Source organism: Zwartia panacis (genome assembly GCF_030410395.1).
GTDB lineage: Bacteria > Pseudomonadota > Gammaproteobacteria > Burkholderiales > Burkholderiaceae_B > Zwartia > Zwartia panacis.
The window spans coordinates 232,393-244,628 of record NZ_JAUHHF010000001.1 but is presented as its reverse complement, the minus strand read 5'-3'; the positions used below and the strand labels follow the sequence as shown (position 1 = coordinate 244,628).

Sequence of the window (12,236 nt, the reverse complement as noted above, 5' to 3'; positions counted from 1 at the left end):
CGAGTTAATGGGCCCCATGAGGGCCCATTTTTTTAATAAGATCAATCTTTAAAAAATAAATATTCGTCACGGAGATCATCATGCCCAAACAAGTTCCCGCCGGTCAACGGTTTCGCGAAGCGCTCGCCGCCGAAAAACCATTGCAAATCATCGGTGCGATCAACGCCAACCATGCTTTGCTCGCCAAGCGCGCCGGCTTTAAGGCTATTTACCTCTCTGGTGGCGGAGTCGCAGCTGGCTCTCTGGGATTACCGGACCTGGGGATCAATACGCTTGACGACGTGCTGACTGATGTGCGCCGCATCACGGATGTATGCGATACGCCCCTGATCGTTGATATCGATACCGGCTTTGGCCCCTCGGCGTTCAACATCGCTCGCACCATTCAAAGTTTGAGCAAGTTTGGCGCAGCCGGATGCCACATTGAAGACCAGGTCGGCGCTAAACGCTGCGGACATCGCCCAGGCAAAGAAATTGTTTCGACTGAAGAAATGCGCGACCGCGTCAAAGCAGCAGCCGACGCACGCACCGATGACAGCTTTTATCTGATTGCTCGCACTGATGCGATCGCCTCACATGGCGTCGATGCCGCGATCGAGCGCGCGATTGCCTGCGTTGAAGCAGGTGCCGATGCGATTTTTGCCGAAGCGGCCTACGACCTGGCGACATTTGAAAAGTTCTCAAAAGCCGTTGACGTCCCATTGCTTGCAAACATTACAGAATTCGGCAAAACACCGCTCTTTTCAGTGGATGAATTGCGCGGCTCTGGTGTTGGCATGGTGCTCTACCCGCTGTCCGCCTTCCGTGCCATGAACAAAGCGGCTGAAACTGTCTACACCGCGATCCGACGTGATGGCCACCAGCGCAATGTGATCGACATCATGCAAACCCGTGACGAGTTGTACGACCGCATCAATTATCACGAATTCGAAGGCAAACTCGACGCTTTGTTCGCTCAGGGCAAATCCAAATAATTTATTGAGGAAATCACACATGGCCACGACCAAGAAAACGGCAAAACGCGCAGCGCCTGCTAAAGCTGTCGAAACTGCTGCGCCCGCCTTCAAACCCAAAAAATCCGTTGCGCTTTCTGGCGTGACTGCCGGTAACACCGCGCTTTGCACAGTCGGTCGCAGCGGCAATGATCTGCACTACCGCGGCTACGATATTCTGGACTTCGCCGATACGAGCGAATTCGAGGAAATCGCGCACTTACTGATTCACGGCAAACTTCCAAACAAGGCTGAGCTCGCCGCCTACAAAGAAAAATTGCGCTCAATGCGAGGTCTGCCCGCACAGTTGCAAACCATTCTCGAATCATTGCCTGCGGCCAGCCATCCCATGGATGTGATGCGCACAGCGGCTTCGGCACTTGGCTGCATCCTGCCAGAAAAAGACGATCACAATATTCCCGACGCACGTGATATCGCGGACCGCTTGATGGCCAGTCTGGGCTCAGCCCTGCTTTACTGGTACCACTTTAGTCACAATGGTCGCATCATCGATGTACAAACAGATGATGACTCGATCGGCGCACACTTCCTGCACCTGCTCCACGGCAAAAAACCCAATGCTGACTGGGTCCGTGCCATGCATACTTCCCTCATTCTTTACGCAGAGCACGAATTCAACGCTTCAACATTCACCTGCCGCGTGATTGCTGGAACAGGCTCCGACATGTACTCGGCCATCGCTGGCGGCATTGGCGCGCTGCGCGGCCCCAAGCACGGTGGCGCCAACGAGGTGGCTTTTGAAGTGCAAAAGCGTTATGAAACCCCGGACGAAGCTGAAGCCGACGTGCGCGCGCGTGTCGAAAACAAAGAGGTCATCATCGGCTTTGGCCATCCCGTCTACACGATCTCTGATCCACGCAACAAAGTCATCAAAGAAGTGGCGTTGCGCCTTTCAAAGAAAGCCGGCACAACCAAAATGTATGACATCGCGGATCGCCTTGAGGCCGTGATGTGGGATGCGAAAAAAATGTTCGCCAACCTCGACTGGTTCTCCGCTGTGTCCTATCACATGATGGGCGTACCCACTGCGATGTTCACCCCTCTGTTCGTGATCGCGCGAACGGCGGGCTGGTCAGCGCACATCATCGAGCAGCGTATCGACAACAAGATCATTCGTCCGGCAGCTAACTACACCGGTCCCGACGATCAGAAATTCGTTCCACTCGCCAAGCGTCGTTAATCGGCATAGAAAATATGAACACTGCGTATCGCAAACCTCTTCCAGGCACTAAGCTTGATTATTTTGACACCCGTGCGGCTGTCGATGCCATCAAGCCGGGTGCGTATGACAAACTGCCCTACACCTCGCGTGTGCTGGCTGAAAATCTCGTGCGTCGCTGCGACCCCGCGACACTCGTGGCTTCGCTGACGCAAATCATCGAACGCAAACGCGATCTGGATTTTCCCTGGTTTCCCGCCAGAGTCGTTTGTCATGACATCCTTGGACAAACTGCATTAGTCGACCTGGCAGGGTTGAGGGATGCGATCGCAGCGCAAGGGGGAGATCCCGCACTCGTCAACCCGGTGGTACCGACACAATTAATTGTCGATCACTCTCTGGCTGTCGAATGTGGGGGATTCGACCCCGATGCGTTTGAAAAAAACCGTGCCATCGAAGACCGTCGCAACGAAGATCGCTTCCATTTTATTAACTGGACAAAAAAGACCTTCAAAAACGTCGACGTCATTCCTCCCGGTAACGGCATCATGCACCAGATCAATCTGGAACGCATGTCGCCTGTTGTCCACGCCCAAGATGGCGTTGCCTTTCCAGACACCTTAGTCGGTACAGACAGTCATACGCCACATGTTGACGCACTCGGTGTGATTGCGATTGGTGTGGGTGGACTTGAGGCGGAAAGCGTCATGCTCGGTCGCGCCTCATGGATGAGACTACCCGACATTATTGGTGTAGAGCTGACAGGCAAACTGCAGCCCGGCATCACTGCAACCGACTTAGTGTTGGCGCTCACCGAATTTTTACGTCATCAAAAAGTCGTTTCGTCTTACTTGGAGTTTTTTGGAGAAGGCGCGGCACACCTGACCTTAGGTGACCGTGCAACGATCTCCAACATGACGCCTGAGTATGGCGCGACTGCGGCAATGTTCTATATCGATCAGCAAACAATCGACTACCTGACCTTGACCGGTCGCGAAGCCGAGCAAGTCAAGCTCGTCGAAACGTATGCCAAGCAAGCCGGCCTCTGGGCAGACAGCCTGAAAACGGCGGAATATGAGCGCGTACTGCGTTTCGATCTGTCAACGGTGGTTCGAAACATCGCCGGCCCTTCCAATCCCCACCGACGCGTGGCGACCACTGATCTGGCTGCCAAAGGCATTTCCGGAAAGGTTGAAAATGAACCTGGCCTCATGCCTGATGGAGCAGTCATTATTGCCGCGATCACAAGCTGCACCAACACAAGCAATCCGCGCAACGTCATCGCCGCGGGTCTTTTGGCGCGCAATGCCAACGCACGCGGACTGACACGCAAGCCCTGGGTCAAGAGTTCTCTTGCACCAGGCTCGAAAACTGTCGAGCTTTACCTCGACGACGCAAAGCTTTTGCCCGAACTGGAAAAACTCGGCTTTGGCATTGTGGCCTTTGCCTGCACGACCTGTAACGGCATGAGCGGCGCGCTCGACCCCGTGATCCAACAGGAAATCATCGATCGCGATCTCTATGCGACTGCCGTTTTATCCGGAAACCGTAACTTTGACGGTCGCATTCACCCCTATGCGAAACAGGCCTTTCTGGCCTCGCCCCCACTCGTAGTGGCTTATGCGATCGCAGGCACGATCCGTTTTGACATCGAGCGCGATGTGCTGGGTCACGACCAGCAAGGCAAACCCGTCATGCTCAAGGATATCTGGCCCTCTGACGAAGAAATCGATGCCATCGTCAAAGCCAGCGTCAAACCCGAACAGTTCCGCAAAGTTTACGAGCCCATGTTCGCCGCAACAGTGGATACAGGTGAAAAGCTCAGCCCTCTGTATGACTGGCGTCCACAGAGTACTTATATCCGTCGTCCCCCTTATTGGGAAGGCGCTCTCGCGGGTGTCCGTCAATTAAAAGGCATGCGTCCACTGGCTTTGCTCGGTGACAACATCACCACGGATCACCTGTCTCCCTCAAACGCCATCATGCGCAATAGTGCTGCTGGCGAATACCTAGAGAAGATGGGGCTGCCCGAAGAAGACTTCAACTCGTATGCGACGCACCGTGGCGATCATCTGACCGCGCAACGCGCGACGTTTGCCAATCCGAAGCTGATCAATGAAATGGCAGTGGAAAACGGTCAGGTCAAACAAGGTTCGCTTGCGCGCATTGAACCCGAAGGCAAGGTCACCCGCATGTGGGAAGCAATCGAAACCTACATGGAACGCAAGCAGCCATTAATTATCGTCGCGGGTGCGGACTATGGTCAGGGCTCTTCGCGTGACTGGGCGGCCAAAGGCGTTCGGCTCGCGGGTGTTGAAGCGATTGCAGCCGAGGGCTTCGAGCGTATCCATCGCACAAATCTCGTGGGTATGGGTGTCTTGCCGCTCGAGTTCAAACCCGGTGTGAATCGCAAGACTCTGAACCTGGACGGCACCGAAATCTATGACGTGCTTGGAAAGCCTACACCTCTCGCAACCTTAACTCTGGTCATCACGCGGAAAAATGGTGAGCGCCTCGAGGTTCCGATGACCTGTCGTCTGGACACAGCGGAGGAAGTCTCGATTTACGAAGCAGGCGGCGTCTTGCAACGTTTCGCACAAGACTTTTTAGAGTCCAACGCAGCGGCTTAAACATCTATCAGGAAACATACACATGGCGCACGCACCTCAAATCAAAGTACCTGCCACTTATATGCGCGGCGGCACAAGCAAGGGCGTTTTCTTTCGTCTACAAGACTTGCCCGCAGCCGCTCAAGTGCCGGGTGCGGCGCGCGATGCCTTGCTGATGCGTGTGATTGGCAGTCCGGACCCCTACGGCAAGCAAACGGATGGCATGGGGGCGGCGACTTCGAGCACCAGCAAAACCGTGATTCTGGCAAAAAGTTCACGCCCTGATCATGACGTGGATTATCTGTTTGGCCAGGTCTCGATCGACAAGCCTTTTATCGACTGGAGCGGCAACTGCGGCAACCTATCCGCGGCGGTCGGTCCCTTTAGTATCAGCAATGGTCTCGTTGATCCTGCCCGCATCCCGAAAAATGGCATCGCGACCGTGCGGATCTGGCAAGCCAATATCGGCAAAACCATTATTTCGCATGTGCAGATGACTGACGGTGCCGTTCAGGAAACAGGTGATTTTGAGCTCGATGGTGTCACCTTCCCGGCCGCCGAGGTTCAGCTTGAATTTATGGATCCAGCTGCCGAAGAAGAAGGTGGCGGCGGTGCGATGTTCCCGACTGGCAATCTTGTGGATGATCTCGTGGTGCCGGGTGTCGGCACACTCAAAGCGACCATGATCAACGCGGGTATTCCGACGATCTTTCTCAATGCCGAGGCGATTGGTTACAAGGGCACCGAACTACAGGATGACATCAATGGCGACCCCAAAGCGCTTGAGATGTTTGAAAAGATTCGTGCCCACGGTGCGCTGCGCATGGGTCTGATCAGCCAGCTCGAAGAGGCGGCCAAGCGACAGCACACACCCAAAGTCGCTTTTGTCGCCAAGCCCGCTGACTACGTCGCCTCGAGCGGTAAAAAAATCTCTGCCTCGGATATCAATGTGTTGGTACGCGCCTTATCCATGGGTAAGCTGCACCACGCCATGATGGGAACGGCCGCTGTGGCGATCGGAACCGCTGCCGCCATTCCGGGCACACTTGTCAACCTGGCGGCTGGTGGTGGCAATCTGGATGCCGTCCGTTTTGGCCACCCCTCAGGGACGTTGCGTGTTGGCGCCCAAGCCTCACAAATCGACGGCGAGTGGCAGGTGACCAAAGCCATCATGAGCCGCAGCGCACGTGTGCTGATGGAAGGCTGGGTTCGCGTTCCTGGTTAATGCAAGCGGATATTTCTTAAACATCTAGTAGGCTGTATGCAACAATATTTTTCCCATGCGCTCGTTCTGACCTTTACGTTTTTCATCACCTGCTCCTTTGTATTTTTTATCTCCGGGGCGTATTTGTGGTTTTTCAAAATCGACGAGGTCAACGCGCGCTTTAAGCACCCATACTTGCGTGAACGTAGGTTCGCGGATCTGCCCATCAGTATTCGACTGACGATCACACTAGACTATTTTTTACGTATCCTTTTTCATAAATCGACCGCTTCTTTTGCCAGCAATGCCAATCGTTTGTTGTCGCACGTTGACCCGATCAACTTGCCCATGAGCGTTCGCTGGCCAATCGTGGGGATGTGGGGAAGCTGTGCGGTCGGACTGATTGCCATGCTTGGACTTTGGGCTCTTTTAATCATTGGATCCAACTAATGAATACGATCGAACACAACATCGCCGGACACTGCTTCGAGCTTAAGCTCGAAGGCCACCGTTGCGTGCTGGACTACACCTTGCACAATAAAGTTATGACCGTGACGCATACCGGCGTTCCAAATGAGCTGGGCGGACGTGGTTTAGCCGCAGACATCACCAAGTTTGCGCTGGACTATGCCCGTTCACAAAACTGGAAGGTCATCCCTCAATGCAGCTACGTCGCGGCGTACATCAAAAAGCATCCTGAATACGCCTCGCTCGTGAATTAAGTTTTACTTTATTTTATAGTCTTATATAAGATATAAGACACTTGCGACACCGGTGTCTTCCCTCTACAATCAATCCATTCTTCACCACATAGAAAGGCGCTCACATGCTACAAGCCTATCGCCAACACGTTGCCGAACGCGCAGCCCTTGGTATTCCTCCCCTTCCACTCTCGGCTCAGCAGACCGCTGACCTGATCGAACTGCTCAAAGCTCCACCAGCAGGCGAAGGCGATGCACTCGTGGAACTCATCACGCACCGCGTACCCGCAGGCGTGGATGATGCCGCTAAAGTCAAAGCTTCATATCTTGCAGCAGTCGCACTGGGCAAGGAAAAGTGTCCGTTGATCACACGCGCTAAGGCCACTGAGTTGCTGGGCACTATGCTGGGTGGTTACAACATCGGACCTTTGGTCGAACTGCTCGACGACAAAGACGTCGGCACGATCGCTGCCGATGGACTGAAGAAAACACTGCTGATGTTTGACGCCTTTCACGACGTCAAAGAAAAAGCCGCTCAAGGTAACGCCAACGCCAAAGCTGTGATGCAGAGCTGGGCCGATGCCGAGTGGTTTACCAGCCGCCCCGAAGTGCCCAAGAGCCTCAAAGTCACGGTCTTCAAGGTCACGGGCGAAACCAATACGGACGACTTGTCCCCCGCACCAGATGCCTGGAGTCGCCCCGACATTCCTCTGCACGCCTTGGCGATGCTCAAGAATCCCCGTCCCGGTATCGAGCCTCAAGAACCCGGCAAAACGGGCCCGATCAATTTCATCAATGACCTCAAGAAAAAAGGCAACCTGGTTGCCTACGTCGGCGATGTGGTCGGTACAGGTTCCTCGCGCAAATCCGCGACAAATTCGGTACTGTGGTTTACCGGCGAAGACATCCCTTTTGTGCCAAACAAGCGCTTTGGAGGTGTTTGTCTGGGTAGCAAAATCGCGCCTATTTTTTACAACACCATGGAAGACGCAGGCGCCCTGCCCATCGAGCTCGATGTCTCCAACATGAACATGGGCGATGTGATCGAGTTGCGTCCTTATGACGGTGAGGCACTCAAAGACGGCAAGGTCATCGCCAAGTTTCAAGTCAAGTCCGAAGTCTTGTTCGATGAGGTTCGCGCAGGTGGTCGTATTCCCTTGATCATCGGTCGTGGCCTCACGGGCAAAGCGCGCGAAGCATTGGGTCTGCCCCCATCGACGCTGTTCCGCTTGCCACAAAATCCTGCAGCATCCAAAAAAGGTTTCACACTGGCTCAGAAAATGGTCGGCCGCGCATGTGGTCTGCCTGAAGGTCAGGGCGTGCGCCCAGGTGCTTACTGCGAACCCAAGATGACTTCAGTCGGCAGCCAGGACACCACTGGTCCGATGACACGCGACGAGTTGAAAGACCTCGCTTGTCTGGGCTTCTCCGCCGACCTGGTCATGCAATCGTTTTGTCACACCTCGGCTTATCCCAAGCCTGTGGACGTCAAAACACACCACACTCTGCCAGAGTTCATGAGCAATCGTGGTGGCATTTCACTGCGTCCAGGTGACGGTGTGATTCACTCGTGGCTCAACCGCATGCTGTTGCCCGACACAGTCGGTACTGGCGGCGACTCACACACGCGTTTCCCGATCGGTATCAGCTTTCCAGCTGGCTCCGGTCTGGTGGCCTTTGCCGCCGCGACAGGCGTGATGCCTCTGGACATGCCAGAGTCAGTGTTGGTGCGTTTCAAAGGCAAAATGCAACCCGGTGTCACGCTGCGTGATTTGGTGAGCGCGATTCCTCTGTACGCCATCAAAGCTGGTCTGCTGACCGTTGACAAGCAAAACAAGAAAAATATCTTCTCAGGTCGCATTCTCGAAATCGAAGGTTTGCCTGATCTCAAGGCCGAGCAGGCTTTCGAATTGTCGGACGCGTCAGCCGAACGCTCCGCTGCGGGCTGTACTGTTCGCCTGAACAAAGAACCCATCATCGAATACATCAACAGCAACATCGTCATGTTGAAGTGGATGATTGCCAATGGTTACGAAGACGAGCGCAGCCTCAAGCGCCGTATCCAAGCCATGGAAGCCTGGCTTGCCAACCCACAGCTGCTCGAACCCGATGCGGATGCTGAGTACGCCGCCGTCATCGAAATCGATCTGGCTGATATCCATGAGCCAATCGTGGCCTGCCCCAACGATCCAGATGACGTCAAAATGTTGTCTGAAGTCGCCGGCGCCAAGATCGACGAGGTGTTCATCGGTAGCTGCATGACTAATATCGGTCACTTCCGTGCCGCCTCCAAGCTGCTCGAAGGTAAGCGCGACATGCCCGTCAAGCTCTGGATCGCACCACCGACCAAGATGGATGCGGCCCAGCTGACCGAGGAAGGTCACTACGGCGTGTTTGGCACAGCCGGCGCGCGTACAGAGTCACCTGGATGCTCGCTGTGCATGGGTAACCAGGCTCAAGTCCGCGAAGGTGCAACCGTGATGTCCACCAGCACGCGTAACTTCCCCAACCGTCTGGGCAAAAATACCAATGTGTATCTGGGCTCAGCCGAATTGGCAGCGATTTGCTCGAAACTTGGCCGTATCCCGACCAAAGAAGAGTACATGGCGGATATGGGCGTACTGAAAAACAGCAGCGCCGAAATCTACAAGTATCTGAATTTTGATCAAATTCCTGACTACAAAGATGTAGCAGACGCCATCTAAGTCTGCTCGATCTCTAATCCCCCTGTGGATGTCCTCACAGGGGGATTTTTTATTGTACGCAGAGCGTGTGGCTGGTGTAGGATAAAGACATCAACACCCAGGAGCGTACGCCATGAAACACGACACACTGAACACGCTTAAAAAATTCAAAATCGGCAAAAAACATGCCCATTTTTACTCCCTCCCCGCACTGGGCGAGGCACTAGGCATTGACATTTCCCGTCTGCCAGTCTCCCTGCGAATCGTGCTGGAATCCGTCATGCGTCATTGCGACGGTAAAAAAGTCACAGAAAGCCACATCCGTGAACTCGCTGGCTGGAAACCCAACAGCAAACGCGAACTGGAAATCCCGTTTGTCGTGGCACGTGTGGTGTTGCAAGACTTTACAGGTGTCCCCTTACTGGCTGATCTTGCGGCGATGCGTGCAGTCGCCCAGAAAATGGGCAAAGAGGCGAAATCCATCGAACCCTTGGTACCTGTCGACTTAGTCGTCGACCACTCGGTCATGATCGACTATTTCGGTACCAAGAACGCGCTGGATCTCAACATGAAGGTCGAGTTCGCGCGCAATAAGGAGCGCTATCAGTTCCTTAAGTGGGGGATGCAAGCTTTTGATACCTTTGGCGTAGTACCTCCGGGCTTTGGGATTGTTCATCAGATCAACCTGGAATATTTGGCGCGCGGAGTCCACTACGATAAAAAGAACGATGTCTACTATCCTGACTCACTGGTCGGGACGGACAGCCACACCACCATGATCAACGGCATTGGTGTCGTGGGATGGGGTGTAGGTGGCATCGAAGCCGAGGCAGGGATGCTCGGGCAGCCCGTGTACTTTTTAACGCCCGACGTCGTCGGGGTGGAGTTGACCGGCGAATTGCGCGGCGGCGTGACCGCGACCGACCTTGTACTGACCATTACAGAACTCTTGCGCAAAGAAAAGGTGGTCGGTAAGTTTGTCGAATTTTGTGGCCCCGGGACAGCCAAGTTGTCCGTCACAGACCGTGCCACAATCGGCAATATGGCGCCCGAGTACGGCGCGACCATGGGATTTTTCCCTGTTGATCAACGCACGATTGAATATTTCGAGGGTACCGGCCGCACGAAAGACGAGGTACAAGCCCTCGAGGCCTACTTCAAGGCGCAGCAAATGTTTGGCGTGCCTAACGCCGCCGATATCAACTACACCAAAGTCGTCAAACTCGATCTTGGTTCCGTCGTCCCCTCACTCGCGGGTCCTAAACGCCCACAAGACAGGATCGAAATCGGCGAGGTCAAAAAAACCTTCAAAAAACTGTTTTCCAAACCCATCGCTGACAACGGCTTCAATCAACCCGCCGCCAAACTCAGCAAAGGTTTTACGACTGCAACGGGCAAAACCCTCCATAACGGCGACATTTTGATTGCGGGTATTACGTCTTGTACGAACACCTCCAACCCAAGCGTGATGCTGGCCGCTGGCCTGCTTGCCAAAAAAGCGGTTAAGGCCGGCCTCAAAGTCCCTGCGCATGTCAAAACATCGCTTGCCCCCGGATCCCGTGTTGTCACGGAGTATCTGGAGCGCGCGGGTCTTCTGCCCTATCTGGAGCAATTGGGTTTTGATGTCGCCGCGTACGGGTGCACAACCTGTATCGGCAACGCAGGTGATTTGGCTGCTGACTTCAATCAAGCCATTATCGACAACGATCTAATCTGTGCTGCGGTATTGTCGGGTAACAGAAACTTCGAAGCCCGCATCCACCCGAATCTGAAAGCCAACTTCCTGGCCTCGCCTCCGCTTGTGGTCGCCTACGCTTTGGCGGGCAACATGATGCGCGATTTAATGACCGAACCTGTGGGCGATGGCAAAAAAGGCCCGGTTTACCTGGGCGATATTTGGCCAAGCGCCAAAGAAGTTGAAAAGCTGATGAAGTTTGCGATGGATCCCAAAGTGTTCCGCGCCAACTATGCCAAGGTTGAGAAAAAGCCTGGCAAACTTTGGCAAAACATCGAAGGCGTCAATGGGGATGTCTACGACTGGCCGAGCTCGACCTATATTGCCGAACCGCCGTTTTTCGACGACTTCACGATGCAGCCAAAACCAATGCCTGCGATCCGCGGGGCTCGCACCCTTGGCATCTTTGGTGACTCTGTGACCACTGATCACATTTCTCCTGCAGGCTCCATCAGCGAAGCCTCACCAGCCGGTCAATGGCTGCTTGCGCATGGCGTTCAAAAAGCGGATTTCAACAGCTATGGCTCACGACGTGGCAATCACGAAATCATGATGCGCGGCACCTTTGCCAATGTGCGCATCAAAAATCTGATGATTCCCGCCAGACCGGATGGCTCGCGTGTCGAAGGTGGCCAAACGCTATTGCAGCCAGGCGGTGAACAAGTCTCGATTTACGACGCGGCGATGAAGTACGTCGCAGATGGTGTTCCATCTGTCGTTTTTGGCGGTGAAGAGTACGGCACAGGTTCGTCGCGCGACTGGGCGGCGAAAGGCACGCAACTGCTGGGAGTCAAAGCCGTGATTGCACGGAGCTTTGAGCGCATTCACCGCAGCAACCTGGTCGGAATGGGTGTGCTTCCCCTGCAGTTCAAGGGTCAGGATAGCGCTGTCTCCCTGGGCCTGACGGGTGCGGAAACGTTTGATGTCGAGGGACTCGAAAACGGCATCGTGCCGCAACAAGATGTCACCCTTGTGATTCACCGACCAGACGGCTCCAAACAAAGTATCCCTGTGCTTCTGCGTATCGATACCCCAATCGAAGTGGACTACTACCAACACGGCGGGATTTTGCCCTTTGTCCTGAGGCAGTTAATCGCCGCATAAAAGGGGAATTTTGACCTGATCCCGTGA

Annotated in this window: 8 protein-coding genes; all 8 read left to right on the top strand. The window is 54.4% G+C overall.

The annotated features are described in order from the left end of the window. Window positions 1-80: 80 nt before the first annotated feature. Complete coding sequence (gene prpB, locus QWY30_RS01140; RefSeq protein ID WP_290237466.1) at window positions 81-974, top strand: methylisocitrate lyase; 894 nt, start codon at window positions 81-83, stop codon at window positions 972-974. A 19-nt stretch (window positions 975-993) separates the two neighbouring features. Beyond that, entirely contained in the window at window positions 994-2,193 is a 1,200-nt protein-coding gene (gene prpC, locus QWY30_RS01135; protein WP_290237464.1) for a bifunctional 2-methylcitrate synthase/citrate synthase, read from the top strand. Window positions 2,194-2,207: 14 nt separating this feature from the next. Then, window positions 2,208-4,802, top strand: a complete 2,595-nt coding sequence (acnD, locus tag QWY30_RS01130) for a Fe/S-dependent 2-methylisocitrate dehydratase AcnD (protein WP_290237461.1) — start codon at window positions 2,208-2,210, stop codon at window positions 4,800-4,802. A gap of 22 nt (window positions 4,803-4,824) precedes the next feature. Continuing rightward, window positions 4,825-6,006: a 2-methylaconitate cis-trans isomerase PrpF gene (gene prpF, locus QWY30_RS01125; protein WP_290237459.1), complete on the top strand. Its 1,182-nt coding sequence runs from the start codon at window positions 4,825-4,827 to the stop codon at window positions 6,004-6,006. A 36-nt stretch (window positions 6,007-6,042) separates the two neighbouring features. Further along, window positions 6,043-6,435, top strand: coding sequence for a hypothetical protein (locus tag QWY30_RS01120; protein ID WP_290237457.1), 393 nt, complete (start codon window positions 6,043-6,045; stop codon window positions 6,433-6,435). Next, window positions 6,435-6,707, top strand: coding sequence for a GNAT family N-acetyltransferase (locus tag QWY30_RS01115; protein ID WP_290237455.1), 273 nt, complete (start codon window positions 6,435-6,437; stop codon window positions 6,705-6,707). Before QWY30_RS01120 ends, QWY30_RS01115 begins: the two co-directional genes overlap by 1 nt. A 104-nt stretch (window positions 6,708-6,811) precedes the next feature. Next, window positions 6,812-9,391 (top strand): bifunctional aconitate hydratase 2/2-methylisocitrate dehydratase, encoded by a 2,580-nt coding sequence (gene acnB, locus QWY30_RS01110; protein WP_290237453.1) that lies wholly within the window; start codon window positions 6,812-6,814, stop codon window positions 9,389-9,391. A 112-nt stretch (window positions 9,392-9,503) separates the two neighbouring features. Continuing rightward, the gene (acnA, locus tag QWY30_RS01105) at window positions 9,504-12,209 is read left to right on the top strand and encodes an aconitate hydratase AcnA (RefSeq protein WP_290237452.1); all 2,706 of its coding nucleotides are present in this window, start codon (window positions 9,504-9,506) and stop codon (window positions 12,207-12,209) included. Window positions 12,210-12,236 lie beyond the last annotated feature (27 nt).